At 37.1% G+C, this 18,050-nt stretch carries 15 protein-coding genes; all 15 read right to left on the bottom strand.

What is annotated here, in order from left to right; all coding sequences use genetic code 11:
* Positions 1–4: 4 nt before the first annotated feature.
* The 15 genes from flgM to QNH48_RS12490 all read right to left on the bottom strand — a co-directional run bounded on the left by flgM (position 5) and on the right by QNH48_RS12490 (position 17,920).
* A complete protein-coding gene (flgM, locus tag QNH48_RS12560) occupies positions 5–280 on the bottom strand; it encodes a flagellar biosynthesis anti-sigma factor FlgM (RefSeq protein ID WP_283955204.1) in 276 nt (91 codons plus the stop codon).
* 193 nt (positions 281–473) lie between these two features.
* Complete coding sequence (locus tag QNH48_RS12555; RefSeq protein ID WP_283955203.1) at positions 474–1,049, bottom strand: DUF6470 family protein; 576 nt, start codon at positions 1,047–1,049, stop codon at positions 474–476.
* A 16-nt stretch (positions 1,050–1,065) separates the two neighbouring features.
* The gene (gene flaG / locus QNH48_RS12550) at positions 1,066–1,425 is read right to left on the bottom strand and encodes a flagellar protein FlaG (RefSeq protein WP_283955202.1); all 360 of its coding nucleotides are present in this window, start codon (positions 1,423–1,425) and stop codon (positions 1,066–1,068) included.
* A gap of 524 nt (positions 1,426–1,949) precedes the next feature.
* Positions 1,950–2,753 carry a flagellin N-terminal helical domain-containing protein gene (locus tag QNH48_RS12545; protein ID WP_283955201.1) on the bottom strand — a complete coding sequence of 268 codons (804 nt, stop codon included), beginning with the start codon at positions 2,751–2,753 and terminating at the stop codon, positions 1,950–1,952.
* A 92-nt stretch (positions 2,754–2,845) separates the two neighbouring features.
* Positions 2,846–3,202: a carbon storage regulator gene (locus tag QNH48_RS12540; protein ID WP_283955200.1), complete on the bottom strand. Its 357-nt coding sequence runs from the start codon at positions 3,200–3,202 to the stop codon at positions 2,846–2,848.
* A 344-nt stretch (positions 3,203–3,546) separates the two neighbouring features.
* The gene (gene fliD / locus QNH48_RS12535; protein WP_283955199.1) at positions 3,547–5,025 is read right to left on the bottom strand and encodes a flagellar filament capping protein FliD; all 1,479 of its coding nucleotides are present in this window, start codon (positions 5,023–5,025) and stop codon (positions 3,547–3,549) included.
* A gap of 125 nt (positions 5,026–5,150) precedes the next feature.
* Entirely contained in the window at positions 5,151–6,005 is an 855-nt protein-coding gene (locus QNH48_RS12530; protein WP_283955198.1) for a flagellar hook-basal body protein, read from the bottom strand.
* A gap of 26 nt (positions 6,006–6,031) precedes the next feature.
* Positions 6,032–6,904 carry a flagellar hook-basal body protein gene (locus QNH48_RS12525; protein WP_283955197.1) on the bottom strand — a complete coding sequence of 291 codons (873 nt, stop codon included), beginning with the start codon at positions 6,902–6,904 and terminating at the stop codon, positions 6,032–6,034.
* Between the two features lie 37 nt (positions 6,905–6,941).
* Positions 6,942–7,385, bottom strand: coding sequence for a YaaR family protein (locus QNH48_RS12520; protein ID WP_283955196.1), 444 nt, complete (start codon positions 7,383–7,385; stop codon positions 6,942–6,944).
* A gap of 184 nt (positions 7,386–7,569) precedes the next feature.
* Positions 7,570–9,735, bottom strand: coding sequence for a methyl-accepting chemotaxis protein (locus QNH48_RS12515; RefSeq protein ID WP_283955195.1), 2,166 nt, complete (start codon positions 9,733–9,735; stop codon positions 7,570–7,572).
* A gap of 43 nt (positions 9,736–9,778) precedes the next feature.
* Positions 9,779–10,249, bottom strand: coding sequence for a chemotaxis protein CheW (locus QNH48_RS12510; protein WP_283955194.1), 471 nt, complete (start codon positions 10,247–10,249; stop codon positions 9,779–9,781).
* Between the two features lie 22 nt (positions 10,250–10,271).
* On the bottom strand, positions 10,272–10,697 hold the full coding sequence (locus QNH48_RS12505) for a chemotaxis protein CheW (RefSeq protein WP_283955193.1): 426 nt from the start codon (positions 10,695–10,697) through the stop codon (positions 10,272–10,274).
* 207 nt (positions 10,698–10,904) lie between these two features.
* Complete coding sequence (locus QNH48_RS12500) at positions 10,905–12,914, bottom strand: chemotaxis protein CheA (protein WP_283955192.1); 2,010 nt, start codon at positions 12,912–12,914, stop codon at positions 10,905–10,907.
* A gap of 208 nt (positions 12,915–13,122) precedes the next feature.
* Positions 13,123–15,312 carry a methyl-accepting chemotaxis protein gene (locus QNH48_RS12495; RefSeq protein WP_283955191.1) on the bottom strand — a complete coding sequence of 730 codons (2,190 nt, stop codon included), beginning with the start codon at positions 15,310–15,312 and terminating at the stop codon, positions 13,123–13,125.
* A gap of 280 nt (positions 15,313–15,592) precedes the next feature.
* On the bottom strand, positions 15,593–17,920 hold the full coding sequence (locus QNH48_RS12490) for a methyl-accepting chemotaxis protein (RefSeq protein WP_283955190.1): 2,328 nt from the start codon (positions 17,918–17,920) through the stop codon (positions 15,593–15,595).
* Positions 17,921–18,050: the final 130 nt, after the last annotated feature.

The raw sequence follows: 18,050 nt of genomic DNA, 5'->3' as shown, positions 1-18,050 counted from the left end.
CCTCCTAAAGGGAATTCTTTGTCCAGAAATCAAGCATTTTATTGGCAACTTTGTTACTGTCTACCTGATAGGTGCCATTTGCAATTTGCTGTTTTAATTCCTGCACACGTTGCTGTCTCCCGGCTTGTTCAGACATCATGGCTTGTGACATTTCACGCCCGCGTGATGATATTTGAACTTCCGCAGAGGCGGAGGCTTTTTTCGCTGTATTTGGTGTAACTGTATTTTTAGGTTGATTTTGGTAGGAATAAAGACCATATTTCATATCAATAATTCTCATAATCAATTCCCTCCCCTTTATTCCTTTTTCTATTATTATCGGATGTAACAATCAAAAGTTTAGTAATGTTTATAAAAGATTTTCTACTCCTTAGAGAAGCCTGTTTCATTGTACCAAAATGAACTATATATTTCACTAGTATATCTGATACTCACATAAAAGATGGCGGAGAGCTATTGTGCTCACCGCCTTCCTATGATTGTGTATTAATCGAGCCTCCAACAATATCGATTTGAAGCTGATTCATTTGACGAAGGTAAACTTCCGTCTTGCCCGGAGTATAGTGATGTGTGATTTCATGAGGTGTTGCATGTATATCCGCACCCCCTTTTTCCCATTCTATATGGAGTTGGGTTGGAGTGTAATCGATTTGGACTGAGCCGTAGCTAGGAATAAAGGCAATATTGTAGTCATCAGGTTCGGGTAATGATTTATTCACAGCAATTGCGGCAAGTGCATCGGTTTTAGTCTCGATTGCGGCTAGTTGATTGCCTTCTAGAACAATCTCGGCGATATTTTCTAACCCTTTTTGCCTGGATGCTTCCGCATTGTCTCTACTAAAAACATCTGGCATTTTCATATTTATTTCATTCCGTGCTTGGTCTTGATTAATATCAAGCTTAGAGGGAGTTCGTGTCACTTTCATGGTTGCTGGAGTTTGCTTGATGGATAGTCGAGCAGGTTCCTGCTGAAGCTCTTGTATAGGCTGAGTGATCCGGAGCCCTATTTGTGCATATGTTTGCTGCAATCGTATCTGAGGGACCTGCATGAGAGCACCACCTATCTTAAATCTTTTTATCTACTAACAGTCCTACATATTCCGTCATCTCTGCATACATATCGAGTAATTTCTTTGAGGGGATTTCTCGGATTACTTCATTCGTTTTATCATCCACAAGAGTTACATAGTATTCCTGAAGATCATCATGAAACTCAAATTTCAAATGGGAATTCGACGCTTTTAAAAAGTCATTGATACTCGCAATCACTTTTTCCGTCTTCTCCCTGGATTGCCCATGTTGTTGACGTTGTTCTTGTTTTTCTGGAGTGACCGCTTTAGCTTGTGGTACACTTTCCACTTTCTCAACTGGTTTTAACTGAGAATTAGCCGATAAATTGTTTGCAATCGTAATCTTATCTAGCATCCCCATCCCCCTTATTGACAATATGTTATCAGTATTATCGGACAATAATAGGAAAAGTTTAGTGGTAGAGGATAAAATTGGAAGAATATTGAATATTTATGTAAATGAAAAAGGAATCCCAGTAATTCCAGGATTCCAAATTTCAAAAAGTTTATTAACGAAGAAGTTGTAGAACTCCTTGTGGTTGTTGGTTCGCTTGCTTTGCGACTGTATCTTTCGATTACAGAATAGACTATATCTTCATCCATTATTTCATGGAGCTGGGCACTTCGAACAGTTTTTGCTGCCCTACGAGATTCATAGCCATAGTTTTCACCTTAGACCGTTTTCTCTAGTCGTTGAACCTTCTCCAGAGTTTCCTCACAGGAGCTTGGCTGCTGATTATCCATTGTTTCATCCCCATCATTTTCAAACCTTTACGCCTACCGTTTCCAGTTACGTTGTGGTTGGTGAGGCTTTAGGAAGTTCCAGCAATTCACCCAGTTATACTCTTACCCGTTGCCAGATAAGACGCCCTTAAATCATTATCTCAAGAGTTGTAAAACTCCTTGAGGCATCTGATTAGATTGAGCCAACATTGCTTGAGATGCTTGTGCAAGAATAGAATTCTTCGTTTGAGTCATCATTTCCTTTGCCATGTCTACGTCACGGATACGAGACTCAGCAGATTGAAGATTTTCGGCAGTTGTACCTTGATTACGAATAACGTGCTCAAGTTGATTTTGTTGTGCGCCATAAGTTGCTCTATTAGTGTTAATTTCAGTGATAGCATCCTCAACAAGTGCAACTGTAACACCACCTGGAGTTGCGGCAGCAGCGTCAGTTGCTGTTTTCAGTAAAGCAAAGTTAGTTTTTGTTGCTGCTGCAATATCTACTGTTAGTGATGCATCCTCACCATACTTAATAGCTGCCCCTGTGCCAAATACATCAATACCATTAAATTTAGTTTCAGTAAGAATTTCATTCATTGCTGTCCCTAATGCATTCATTTCTGCACCAATGTTCGCCTTGTCATCAGTACTGTAAGTTTCGTTAGTAACCTGTACTGCTAGTTCCTTTAATCTCAATGCCATATCACTTACTTCGTTTAAAGCACCTTCTGCAGTTTGAATGAATGAAACACCATCTTGTGCATTTCTAGTTGCCATATCTAAACCGCGAATTTGGCTACGCATTTTTTCAGATATGGATAGTCCAGCTGCATCATCAGCTGCACGGTTAATTCTTTGCCCAGAAGACAACTTCTCCATTGATTTGCTTTGTGCATCGGATGCACTTGATAACTGACGGTGTGTGTTTAGTGCTGCAATATTGTGGTTAATACGCATAATTTATTTCCTCCTATATTTCTTATTATTGTTTGAAGATTATCTATAATAAACCCGGTGGGTCCATTAACAAAATGATTTTGATATAATTATCAAATTACTAAAGAACTTTGTGCAAATTGATCTTCTTTGAGAAGATTACCCTTGTACAATTCCTCTCGAAAGATATTAATCTCTCTTGGTGCTTCGATTGCAAATCGCAAAAGACCCGATTCAGTTTGAATAACTGTAACCTTTATGTAACCGCCAATTTGTGTAGTGGAACCAATGATTCTAGCTCCTTTTTTCAACTTGTTCTTCCCTATTCCACTCTGTTTCACTTGGGTGATGGGAATATCTTTTGGTGCATCAATAGCTAGCCGAAGTTTGGAGCCAAATTGTATTACTTTTACTTTAACGGCCTCACCAATAATCACAGATTGTCCAATTTCCCTACCTACGATGAGCACGTTATCGACCTCCAATAATTCTTTACCACTACATTTCTTATTATCGGAGATTCAAAAGAAATGTTTAGCGTCTTGTAGAAAAGTTTCAAACATGTGGTAAATAAGGAATCCCTTGGGTATTATTTATTATCGGAATTTCAAACTAGTAGTTTAGTACTTTTATCAAATATTTTTTATATTTGATACACTTGCTTGTTTTTATTTATCGGATTTACAAAAAAATAGTTTAGCACCCTTTCTCAAAAATATTTATCACTTTGATTCAACATTGTTAATGGAATACCAACTTCAACAAAAAAAGCACAAACTATCATATTTTTGATAGTTTGTGCTTTTAATTTTATCTACATTCCTAATTGCTGAGACAGCCATGATCCTTGAGAATTGAGCTGTTGTAATGCTTTTTCCATTGCACCAAATTGCTTCCATAATCTCGCCTCGTATGCACTTACTTTACGTTCTTCCCTACTAATGTTCTCATCCAGAGCTTTTATTTGTTTAGCCATAAAACTTTTTGTATCCACTGAGGTATTCGGTGAACCGGCAAGTGTACCAAGTTGGCTAATGGTTAAATTTACGCGGTCGTAAATTCTCCAAGCGAACCCACTTTCATTATGCTTGGTTCTATCTGTCACAGTTGTGGAGGAACTAGTACTATCTCCACCCTTGAAAGTGAACAATTTCTTAACATCTTCCAAGTTAGTTTGTAGAACACCCTTTAATTTGGCTTCATCAAGAACTAATTTCCCTTTGTCTTGATAATTATTTGAGAAGTTAATTCCAATATCCTTTAAAGACTTAAAACCTGTTGAATTCTCTATTACTGAACCAAGGCTATTCCGCATTTCAGTTAAAAAGGTTTGAATAGTAGCATCATTCGTTAACAAACCACTTTTAGCCTTTTCTTCCCAAAGCTTAATTTCATTTTCCTTTAGGTCTTTTTTCTGTTCGTCAAGCAATGGTGGATAATCACGATATTTTTTTTCAGTTAATCTCCCATTTAAATCGGCAATTAGTTCATTATATTTATCTACAAACGTTTTAATACTATCAAATATTCCTTGAGTATCACTGCTCACTTGAACAGAGACACTACCTGTGAATGGTTCTTTTAAAGTAAACGTTACGCCTTCATAAGTAAACTTATTTGAGGATATTCCCTCTATTTTAGACCCATTTATCGTAACACTCCCAAGTCTTGCTGGAGTTGCTTCAATTGGAAGCGGATTGGTAGTTAATTTTAATGAATTATCAGAGGTCGTTGTACCTGTTAATGTAAGATTAATTGGTGATGTTGAATCAGTTGAAGTCAAAACTAGAGATCCACCAACATTAGCTGCCTTAACTTTTGTATTGGTGCTGTGTTTATTAATTTCAGCTATTGCCTGATCAAAGGTCATATCCTTTGTAAGTGCAATATCAATAGTATTGAGATTAAAGGTCATATCCTCCGCGACATTGGCAGCACCACTTGAGAAGCTAACCATTGCTGGTTTAGCTGAAGAAGCTAATGTCACATTTGAGATAGTAAAGTCCGTAAGTGTACTTGTCCCGCCCATTTGAACTTCTACTTTTGAATCACTAGAAATAACTGCTTGTTTGTTAAATGTTGATTGCAACCGCAAGTTTTCCATCGACTTACGGAATTCATCGATTTTTTTATTTACATCCCGGTAGGTGTCAGTTTTCCAGTCTGCTAGTGTTTTGTTTTGTGTTAGTTTGTTTAACCGGGCGCTTTGGACTTTTACGAGATTGCTTACGATTTCGTCTGTATTCATTCCCGAAGCTAGACCGGTTACCCTTAAGCTATTGTTTTCGATCATGTTGGTACCCCCTTTTTTTCATGGTTCATAAAGGACAATATACCCCTTATCTACGATTATCGGATTCTAGTTATAAAAGTTAATAGTTTTTATGTAAAAAGGAGACGCATCTACGTCTCCAGATATTACCTTAGAATGTTGCTGGCGATCCCCATCATTTGATCGGCATATGAAACCGCTCTAGCATTCATTTGAAAGTTCCTCTGGGAGGTCATCAATTCCACCATTTCAGTCGTCAAATCGACATTGGATCCCTCTAGATAACCCGATGACAACTGCGCCTCTCCTTGGCCCATCACCCGAACAAAATCTGCTGCAGTTGTTCCATTCCCTAATAAAGCTGGATCAATCCCAAATTCATTATTGCCCAAGTTCTGTAGTACATTGGGATTTTGAATATCCACCATCCCCACCTGCTGTGGCGATAGAAATTCAGTCCCCTGACCATTCTTCTCTTTCAATCGAAGTTGACCATTCTCTGTAAAATTCACATCATATTGATCATTGAACTCAAGTGGTGCACCATTTTGATCGAGTAGATAACCGCCATTACTATTTACTAAATGAAAGCTGCCTTGCACATAGGGATTCGGTGTTAAGTGGAAGTTGCCATCTCGGGTAAATCTTACTTCACCATTTCCCCCGGCCGCTCCAGGATAGCCCACCTGGAAAAAGCCATTGCCCTTGATCATTAAATCAAACGGATTCCCAGTGGCAATTGCCTGGCCCTGTTCCATATTGGTCTGTGTAAGGCCAATTCGTGTTCCATATCCGACCCGAAGTCCTTCAGGAGTTAGTCTGCCAGCCTCCTGATCAATACTCCCCTGATGATTGATTTGTGAGGCCAAGATTTCCGAAAAACTATGATCTTTTCGTTTATAGCCATTTGTATTTACATTCGCTACATTATTTGCAGTATTATCAATTTTTTGCTGGTATGCCTGCATAGCACCCGAAGAGATAAATAATGAAGTATTCATTTCTTTTTTCTCCCATTCTCTATGGTTTATCCGTTAATCTTTCCAACAGAGTAAAGCTGTTCTAACGATGTGTTATACACGCCAATTACCTTCTGATTCGCCTCGTATCCCCGTACTGTTACCATCATTTCTGTCATCGTTTGGCCTGGATCTACATTTGATTGTTCAATAAACCCCTGATGAATCGTAACACCTTGATTATTTATTACTAGTGGATTATCAGACTGATAGGTACTCCCGCCAACACGGCGCAACTCATTCGGATTTTCTGCCACTGCAATGGCTAGTTGACCTGCAACCCTTGTTCTATTTGGGTCACTAGGATAGGCTATTAATTGCCCATCAGCGCTAATTTGTATATCTCCTTTACTGATGCTATCAGTAAGTTGAATAGGCTGTTGATTGGCACCGAGAACTCGATACCCGTCAGAAGTGACTAAATTCCCTGCGCTATCTACATCCCATTTCCCGTTTCGGGTATACCCCACACTTCCATCCGGAAGCTGAACCGTAAAGAATGCAGCTGGTTTTACTTGTTTACCATTAATTATCTGTGGTGCAAGACCTTGATCTTCGATGGCGATGTCAAGGGGATTATCAGACTGAACAAGTGTCCCCTGACTGAAGCTCGGAATACGTTCTTGTAGATAAACGCCATTATATAATTCACCAATCTGAACAGGCTTACCGGGAATAGTTGGTGCACCCGGAACTGGTCCAGTTGCATTTTCATTAAAATCACGAATCCTTTGCATTAACAGATTAGGGAAAGCCCGGAGGACTGTGTCGTCCTTCTTGTATCCTGGTGTTTGCGCATTTGCTAGATTATCAGATAGTGCTTCCTGTCGACGCTCTAAAGAAATCATACCTGAAGCAGCTGAATATAGACCTCTTATCATCTTTTAATCCCCTCCCAATTCTAAAATAATCAATATTTCACGTATAAAGATTAATCAATAAACCTTTAATTTCTCCGATTCGCTCTAGTATGGATAAGCCCTTATCTTGTTGGTTTAATACTTGATCCGTTAACTCTATTAATTTTCGATCAATTGTTTGAACTGTTTTTAATGTTTTATTTCCTGCATAAGGGTCCCAGATATCTGTTTGATACAGAGCAATCCCACTTTTTGTAACCTCACCCATAAACTGCTTAACCAAATCCTTGTATTTTCTAAGTTCATTAAAGGTTGGATTTTCACTCAATTTTTGACCTTGTTGATCAATATTCACCAATATCTGTTGGAGGTGATCTTTTGTCAGATCTTTTGAATATGTACTCATAATTTTTTGAAACGATGGTGATTGACTCGAAGTCCGGTCAGTCGCAGTCAACCTTGGATCATTCATATTGATCCTTACTGGTTCTTGTATTTTCATTATGCTTATCCTCCGAATCCCATCAAAAAAAATCTATCAAAATTTATCAAAATATACATAGTCATTATACCCTACTTTTTTATTAATTTCATTAATGTTAATAATATATATCAACAATACTTATAACCAATGCAAATAAAAAAACTCACGCAAGTAATTACGAGAGTTCCTTTGAATCTATTATTTATCTTAATTTTAGCACTTGTGTTTTTACTTCCTCAATGGAAACAGCTACCTCTGCCATTTCCTTAGATTGTGATTCTATGCTGCCATTTAATTCTTCTGTTTGCTTTAGAACGTTTTCAACCTCTTGGGCAATTACAGCACCGTATTTCGCCTGTTCACTTGCAGCAATGGACATTCGTTGAACCATTTCTCTCATATGATTGATATTACGAACAATTTCTTCCGCCGTAAGCGCCTGTTCCTTGGTTGCATTGGTAACAGAGCTCGATTGTGTGGTGACATTTTCAACTGCAGTAACAATTGAATGTCCGCCTTTTGCTTGTTCAGCAGTAGCTAAAGTAATTTGGTGAACTTGGTTTTTGGTATTCATGATTCCTTTTACAATTTCTTCTGCACTTACTGATTGTAGTTGTGTAGAATGTGCCATTTCTCCAGCTTTCTTGGTTACATTCTCAACAGCTTTTATGATAAGTTCACTATTCTTAGTTTGCTCAGAAGTTGCTTGGTTGGCTTGTACCATTTGCTCGGTCACCTGTGCAATTCCTTCTGAAATTTTCTTAATCGCTAGATTCGTTTTTTCCGCTAACTGATTTCCAATTCTAACTTTGTCTTCTCCCGCTTTGATGGAGGAAACAGCAGCTGCCGTTTCATTTTGAATTCCTTTGATAAGATCGGCAATTTCCTTTGTTGCTTTCGTTGACCGTTCTGCTAATTTACGAACTTCGTCGGCAACTACAGCAAAGCCTTTTCCATGCTCGCCAGCACGTGCAGCTTCAATTGCTGCATTTAATGCTAATAAATTCGTTTGTTCCGCGATATCATCAATAACCTCGATTATACTTCCAATTTCTTCAGAACTTTCCCCTAGACTTTCCATGACATGACTTGCTTGGTTAATTACTTGAGAAATATCCTTCATTCCGTTTAAGGTTTCATCTAAAGATATAGTTCCTTCAACCGCATCCTGCTGTACAGTTTCCGTTAATTCTTTTACAGAATGTGTGGTTTCTGCTACTTGCTGAATAGAACGTACCATTTCCTCTATCGTTTCTGATGTTTGCTCAGCAGTCTGAGTTAGGCTGAAAGTGTTTTCACTTACTCCCTTTATGGATAAACTCATTTCTTCAATCGCTGCAGATATTTCTTCCACCGTTATCCCTACGTTGCCTGCGTTTGCCGCAACTTGTTCAATGGAGGCCATCATTTCTTGTATCGCTGCAGATGTCTCTTCAGCTGAAACATTTAAATAATCAGCACTTCCTGCCACTATATTGATCGACGCACTCATTTGTTCAACAGCCGCGGATACTTCATCTACACTAGATGCTGTTATATCGGTGCTGCTCGCCACTTGTTGGATAGAAGCAACCAATTCATTGACTGAAGCATTGGCTTTATTCATGGAAGTATCTAATTCATTTGCGCTTTCAAAAACATGATTGATGGTTAAGGCAATTTCATTACCTGAATGCGTTGTTTTATCTACATTTGTTAGGACATTCCTAACTGAACGCTTAATAATTCTGAGCATAACAATAGAGATTAATATACTTACAAGTCCTCCGAAAACTGCGATGAGAAAGATTCGTTTAATAAAAGCATCGATATCCTGTTTTGAACTTTCAATTATCGTATCCGATTCTTCATTAATATCCAACGCAAGTTTATCCAGTGATGTTAGTGTCTTTTCTCCTAGCGGTCCCAAGGTTTCCATTTCTTTTTTCACTAACTCATAATCGTTACTTTCTGATTGACTGATATAGAAAAAAATAATAGCAGCAAACTCTTCAAAATCTTGATTGAACTCTTCCAATAACTTTTCGTCATTCTTAGAATTATTGGATTTCTCTAGTTTTTTAATGCTAACCCGTATCTTTTCTATATTCTCATTGATCAATTTTTCCATTTGATCTTTATCAGCTGCCTCACGCTCGAAGGCATGCTGTATTAAAAAGAGCCGAACTCGGGTGTAATCTTCTTTGAGTGTGCCAATTAATTCAATTCTCGGAATTTGTGTTTTCCCCATATCACTTACATCTTCACCAATCTTTTTAATACTATCTGATGCAAAATAAGCCAAAAACCCGAAAAATAAGATGATGATGACATAACTGCCTCTTTGTTGTACGCTCATCGGTATGTTCATTTTCAATTTTTTAAACATTTCATTTTCCCCTTTTATAAGTAACGTCCACAGCTGCATTCATTTAGAGAGAATCTTTTATATTTTTCAATTCATCTAAATTTGTGGTGTCTTCTAGTAACTTTTCAATATCTAAAAGGATGATTAAACGACTTTCTAATTTAGAAACTCCTTTAAGATAGGATATTTCTCTTGTTTGCATCATTAAATCAGGATGCTGAATACTTTCAGGTAAAATATCAATGACATCTGTTGCTGCATCTACAATCAAACCAATTTCTTGCTCCTTAACCATAACAATAATGATGCGAGACGTTTCATTAGCACCGATTGTATTCCCTATTAAAGCTGTACGCATGTCGATCACAGGGATCACGATATTGCGCACAGTTGTGAAGCCCAATACATGTGGTGGACGGTTAGGAAAAGAAGTAATTTCTTGCATTCTTTCAATCGATACCACTTGGGTGATATGTACGCCATACTCTTCGCTCCCTACCCGAAAAACGAGTGATTTAGAATCCTCAACCTTCATACGATCCCCTCTTTTTATAAAATTAATTGTTTGATGTTTTTACTAATTCTTCTAGATTTAATAAAATAATCAAACGCCCATTTATTTTCGCTATGCCTTCAAAGAACTCTGTATTCCCGCTTATAGATGATGTATTTTCCATATTTTCATATGCTGCGTCAATTACATCACTTGTTCGATCTACAATAAAGCCTAATTGTATTTCGTTATATTTGGTAATGATAACACGCGTATGGTTGGTATAATCACTTTGATCAAAGTCCAATTTCGCTCGCAGATCTATGACAGGTGTAACCGTTCCTCGAAGATTGATAACACCCTTTACATAATGAGGGGCATTGGGAACTCTCGTAATCTGCTGAATTCGTTCAATCGATTGAACATTTTTTATATCTAATCCGTATTCTTCATCTCCTAATTTAAAGGCGACGATTTTGAAACTCTCCACTAGAATCTTCCTTTCTAATTTACTCTGTTAAACAAAGATGTTGATTTCCGTCCCAGGCACTTCGCTTTCCGCGGGCGACCGCCGAGCCTCCTCGACACTGCGTGTCTGCGTTGTCTCGCCTGTCTCGCTTTTCCCGCAGGAGTCTTCGTGCCTTCCACTCCAATCAACATTTGGTCAAAAATCAGCACCATCCTATAACAAAGTCTTCTAATTAATAAATTGATTGGAATCTATGATGAGTGCCACTTCGCCATTGCCTAGTATTGTAGCCCCCGAGATCGCAAATAAATTGGTTAAATAGCCACCTAAAGATTTTAATACAACTTCTTGTTGGCCAATTACAGAATCCACCACTAATCCAACTGTTTTGTCTCCTTTGCGAACAATCACAATAAATAATTCTTGTTCTTCTGTCTCTTTTGGTGCAGAAGGAACATGAAACGCTTCTTGTAAATAAGTTAACGGCACTACCTGGTCTCTAAATTGGATTACCTTTTGTCCATGAAGAGTTAAAACTTCATCTGCAGCCACATTCGTGATTTCTACAATCGAATTAAATGGAATGGCATACGTTTCATTTGCCACTTTGATTAACATGGCATAGATGATGGATAAAGTTAACGGCAATTGAATTCGAAAAATAGACCCTTGACCTAGTGTTGAATCTATACTTATTTCCCCGCCCAAAGACTCGATTTTCGTTTTAACAACATCCAAGCCAACACCGCGGCCAGATATATCAGAAATTTTATCCGCTGTACTAAATCCCGATGAAAACAACAGCGAATATACTTGTGAGTCTGATAGATTCTGACTATCCTCCAGCGTTACCACGCCGCGTTCAATAGCTTTATATAACACTTTTTGCCTATTAATCCCTCTTCCATCATCCTTCACTTCAATAAAGACATGATTTCCACTGTGATAAGCTTCTAATACAATTTTTCCTTCTTCCGGTTTCCCACTGTTAACTCTTTCTTCAGTAGTTTCCAGACCGTGATCTAAAGCATTTCGTAATAAGTGGACCAAAGGATCGCCAATTTCATCAATTACCGTTCGATCTAATTCGGTTTCAGCACCTTCTACGACCAGGTGAATTTTTTTATTCAATTCTTTCGCAAGATCCCTGATCATCCGAGGGAATCGGTTAAATACCTGTTCAACTGGAACCATTCGCATGTTTAATATCAATTCTTGAAGATTGGTTGATATACGCGTCATATGTTCTACCGTTTCTGTCAACTCATTATGCTGCGTTTTCTTGGCGATTTGTTCAAGTCTCCCACGATCAATGATTAACTCACTAAATAAATTCATTAACTGATCAAGCTTCTCAATATCGACACGGATCGATTTTGATCGCGGTTTTTTCTTACTGGAATCACTATCTTCAGTGCCGTTTGGTTTTGTTGATGGTTCCGCTACTTCAACCTCATTAACTAGTACTTCCTCACCAATTGTTGCTTCTTGATTTCCTTGCTCAACAACAAGAACTGATTTCACTTCTGACACATTTAACAATTGCTTTTGAATATCCTGAGCTTCCTGAGGAGATAAAAGTAAAATACTAAAAGTATCATCAAAACCTTCTTCTTCAATTTGTTCCACTGGTGGATTGGTTTGAAGGACTTCCCCTAGGTCTTCTAATACTTGGAAAACCATATAAGCTCTGACCGCTTTCATCACACATTGTTCATCCAAGGTAACCGATATTTGATAGGCATGGTTACCAAATTTAATAGCTTCATTGATGACAGAAACTTGATATTCATCCATTACTAATTGCGCAGCAGCGGCGATCTCATTCTTAGCCTGATTTTCAGATTGAATAGAAAGTGACGGATTTTGTATTTTCCTAAGTTGGAATACAATGTCCGTTACATTTTCTTTCCCTTTTCCACCCTGTTCGATGTTATTAACCATTTTTTCAATAAAATCAACACAAGTAAAAATGATATCCATTATTTCAGAGGTAATCGTTAATTTTGAGTTCCTCAGAAGATCGAGAACATTTTCCATTTCATGCGTTAAAGATGCTAAGTCTTCAAACCCCATGGTTGCTGCCATTCCTTTTAGAGTGTGAGCAGAGCGAAAGATCTCATTAACAATCGATGTGTTGTCTGGCTCAGCTTCTAACTTTAAAAGTTCATCATTAATGTTTTGCAAATGATCTTTTGATTCTTCAATGAACATCTCTAAAAAATCATTTAATTCCATTTCAAACTCCCCTCGCTTTTAGCGCATACAAAAGTAGAATATATACCCCATATTACCATACTATAAAGCTAATTATTTGATTTATTTTGATAGTTTTAGGTACTTTTTCATATGAATTAGAAAGTCTGATGGTTGTTTTATCAAACTTTATAGAAGTAATTAAAGAAAAAGCTCCGCATACTAGCGAAGCCGTTTCCTGATACAATCATTATTTTAATTTCTCAATTTGCACTTTTACATCATGAATGGAACCTGCTACCCCATTTACTTCTTTTGATTGGGTTTCAATACTATCATTTAATTCTTCCGTTTGTTTGCGAACATTTTCAACCTCAATCGTAATTTCTTGACCATATTTAGCCTGCTCGTTGGTTGCAGCAGTCATTTGTATTACCATATCTTTCATATTGTTGATGTTACGAACAATTTCTTCAGCCGTCAATGCTTGTTCTCTCGTTGCGTTTGTAACGGAATTTGATTGGGTTGTTACACGTTCAACTGCTGATACAATTGCACTGCTTCCTTTAGCTTGCTCAGCAGTCGCGATCGTAATTTGATTAACAAGGTCTTTTGCCTCTATAATGCCCTTTGCAATCGTTTCAGCTGTTAATGATTGTTCTTTTGTAGAATGAGTCATTTCAGTCGTTTGCTTCGTTACTTTATCCACGGCTTTGGTGATAATTTCGCTATTTCTTGTTTGTTTTTCTGTAGCCTTTGCGATTTGCTCCATTTCTTCGGTTGCTTGTGCAATACCCTCCGAAATTTTTTTAATCGCTTGATTCGTTTTGTCAGCAAGAAGGTTTCCTATTTCAACTTTATGAGCCCCATCTTTGATAGATGTTATCGCAAATGTTGTTTCTTTTTGTATTCCTTTAATGAGTTTAGCAATCTCTTTCGTTGCTCCTGCAGAACGCTCAGCTAATTTACGCACTTCATCTGCAACTACCGCAAATCCTTTTCCATGCTCTCCAGCACGTGCAGCCTCGATTGCTGCATTTAGTGCTAATAGATTAGTTTGATCAGCTATGTCATCGATAACCTTAATGATGCTCCCAATTTCCTCTGAGCTTTTCCCTAAGTTTTCCATAATATCACTGGCTTGGTGAATGACTTGAGATATGTCTTTCATACCATTCAATGTTTCATTCAATGATACTGTCCCTTCAAGCGCATCATGTTTTACGGTAATGGCCAATTGGTTAACGGTATGAGCACTGTCGGCGACTTGCTTAATTGAATTGACCATCTCCTCAATTGTTTGTGCTGATTGTTCAGCAGTATGTGTTAAACTAACTGCATTTTCACTTACACCCTTAATGGACTTGCTCATTTCATCTATCCTGATAGCAAAAAGTTCAACCGTTTCGCTCACATTTACTGTATTCCCTGCAACTTGTTCTATGGATGCCATCATTTCCTGGATCGCTGCAGATGTTTCTTCTGCAGAGGTATTTAAGTAATCTGCACTTCCTGCTACTAAATTAATCGAAGCACTCATTTGCTCAACCGCTGCAGATATTTCATCTACACTATCCGTTGTCACGTCAGTACCCGCAGCCACTTGCTGGATTGAAGCGACAAGTGCGTTCACAGAATCATTTGCTTTACTCATAAACGTGTCCAATTCTTGTGAACTAATAGCAGTTTTGTTAATAGACACATTGATTTCTGATACAGATTTACTTGATAATTCCATATTCTTTACTACACTAGTTACTGTTTTTCGAATGAGTCTGGTCATAATAATTGAAATGAATATACAAAAAACAAGAGCGACAATCGAAACTATTATTATTTGAAGTATAGAGTTAGAGGCTTCCAATTCGTTTTTATCAATAATGGAATTGGTATCACTTGTAACCCCTTTTGCAAGTTCCTCCAAGGAAAATATAGTCTTTCCTGCAAGAATTGCCAATGGCCCTTTTACTGTTTCATAATCCATTGTTTTAGAATCTTCAACAAAAGCAGAAATGGAAGTAATATAATTTTCAAAATTCCCTTTGAACTCCGCAAGCAATTTTTCGTTTTCATTAGTAAGCTTAAATTTCTCTAGTTTTATTATTGCTTCTTCTACTGTATCAATGTCTTGATAAATAATTTCCTCTAGGTCTAGTTTTTCGTTTGCCTTTTGTTCATATGCATACATAGTAGCATAGAGACGAATACTTGTTACCTCCTTTTTTAAGTTCCCTAATAATTCTACCTTAGAGATTTGATTATTCCCGATATATTCCATTTGAGTGTTTAAATGATTGATATTCTTATAGGACAAAAGTGAAATAATAACCAAAAATAGTAGAAGGATGATATAGCTGCCCCGCAATTTAATATTCATCGACACATTTTGTAGCTTCCATTTAATAATATTAAATCTTTTGTAATTTAGATCTTTATACATACATATCAATCTCCATTATCTAAAAAATAAGATATTTTTATAGTTTTTGATTAGCCACTTTACCATTATTAAAGTTGAATAATCACCCTCCCAATCTCCTTCCACCATCTATCTAACTAGGTAATTTATACTGTTGATATTAACATAATTTTTTGCATCTTTATTAAGATTGGGTAGTCTTTTACAAAATCTTAACAATGGTAATACCTTTCAAAATATTTCAAAAAACAAAAAAAACGCTTCACGTATATTTACACGAGAGCGTTATTTTATAAAGCATTTATTTTAATTTCTCCATTTGCACTTTTACATCATGAATGGAACCTGCTACCCCATTTACCTCTTTTGATTGGGTTTCAATACTATCATTTAATTCTTCCGTTTGTTTGCGAACGTTCTCAACTTCAATGGCAATTTCTTTACCATATTTAGCTTGTTCATTGGTAGCCATCGTCATTTGCATGACCATATCTTTCATGTGGGTGATGTTAAGAACAATTTCTTCCGCTGTTAATGCTTGCTCTTTTGTTGCGTTTGTAACGGAATTTGACTGTGTTGTAACACTTTCCACTGCTGATACGATTGCACTGCTGCCTTTTGCCTGCTCCGCAGTCGCTATTGTAATTTGGTTAACAAGTTCTTTTGCATGAACGATTCCCTTTGCAATTGTTTCAGCTGTGATGGATTGCTCTTTTGTAGAATGAGTCATTACATTTGTTTGTTGTGTTACGTTTTCAACCGCTTTGGTGATAAATTCGCTGTTTCTGGTTTGTTCTTCTGTAGCTTTTGCAATTTGGTTCATTTCTTCGGTTACCTGTGAGATACCCTCCGAAATTTTCATAATTGCTTGGTTTGTTTTATCCGCTAGCTGGTTTCCAATTTCCACTTTTTTGGTTCCTTCTTTAGTGGCTGTAATTGCAAAGGATGTTTCTTTTTGGATACCCTTGATAATTTTTGAAATTTCTTTTGTTGCTTTAGCAGAGCGCTCCGCTAATTTTCGAACTTCATCCGCTACAACTGCAAATCCTTTTCCATGTTCGCCTGCACGTGCAGCCTCTATTGCTGCGTTAAGTGCTAACAGATTGGTTTGATCTGCGATATCATCAATCACTTTTACAATAGTGCCGATTTCTTCAGAACTTTTCCCTAGGTTTTCCATAATAATACTTCCTTGTTGGATAACCTGAGAAATTTCTTTCATAAAATTCAATGTCTCATTTAAGGATAATGTACCTTCAAGAGCATCCTGCTTAACAGAGTTTGCCAATTCATTCACTTTATGTGCACTTCCTGCAACCTGTTTAATAGAAACAACCATTTCCTCAATGGTTTCTGCCGTTTGTTCAGCGGTATGTGTTAGGCTAACTGCGTTGTCACTTACACCCGTAATGGACTTGCTCATTTCTTCAATTCTAGTTGCAAAAAGTTCAACACTCTTACTCACATCACCCGCATTACCAGCAACTTGTTCAATCGAAGCCATCATTTCTTGAATCGCTGCAGATGTTTCTTCGGCAGTTACATTTAAGTAATCCGCACTGCCTGCTACTAAATTAATGGATGCACTCATTTGCTCAACAGCTGCAGATATTTCATCGACACTCTCAGTTGTCACATCATTACCTGCTGCAACTTGCTGGATCGAAGTAACAAGTGCACTTATTGAATCATTTGCCTTGTGCATGGAAGTATCTAATTCTTGAGCACTTACTGCTGTACGTTCAATCGAATTTTTAATTTCTTCAACCGATATGGTTGAAATGTCTACATTTTTTGCTACCCTATTAACAGAAAGTGAAATTAATCTAGTTGAGAAAAATAAAATAATAACACTTAGGAGAACGCCCACTAACGATACAACAATGATTTCATTCATTGAATCTGTGGAATCTTGTTCTGTATTTTTTACAATTGTACTAGTACTTTTGGTAACATTTTGATCCAGGCGATTTAGTGCTACTATTGTACTTCCACCGTTTTGAGCTAATAGCTTCATCTGTTTATCTGATATGCTATAGTCATTCGTTCTAGAACCTTCATAGAATGAGGGTAAAAATTCAGCCATTATTTCGAAGTTCTTATTAAAGTCTTCCAACAGCTTTTTATCTTTATCTGAATCGATTAGTTTCGTTAGTGCTTTAATATTCTTTCTAATATTTTCAATATCTTTATTGATAAAATTCTCCATTATAACTTTATTTCCAGAGCCCCGTTCATAGGCGTGCTTTGCAGCATTTTGACGTATATTGTTGACCTCTTCCTTTAAGTCACCTATAATTTGAGTTTTTTGTACTTGTGTATTTCCAATGTACAGCATTTGATCATTTAATTGATTGATATTGTTGAACGACACTAGAGAGACACAACCAAGGAAAAGAAGAACAATGATAAAACTGCCCCACAGCTTAACTTTCAATGGAATGGAGTTTACCACTGTCCAAAATGGCTTAGTGGTTGGTTTATTTCCTTTGTCTCCTGTCCCTTCACTTTGCTGGTTCGTTATGATTACATTCTTCCCAGGCTTTGCATTGGAGGGTTTCCCCTTTAATTTACTCTTCGTTTCATCTGAAGTTGTTCTTTTTATGATTTTTGGAAGCCCTTTTACCATTTATTCCTCTCCTCTTCAAACATCAAATAAAAGTTATTATAATAGTCATATAGTAGCATATATTTTGACTATTCTACTATTACTTTTGATAGTTTTTTAGTTTTTTTGTTTAGAAAACACTTTTCCTTCA

The organism is Neobacillus sp. YX16, from assembly GCF_030123505.1.
Lineage (GTDB): Bacteria > Bacillota > Bacilli > Bacillales > Cytobacillaceae > Neobacillus.
Note: the sequence above shows the minus strand (reverse complement) of the source record. Positions and strands in the feature narration are given on the sequence as shown.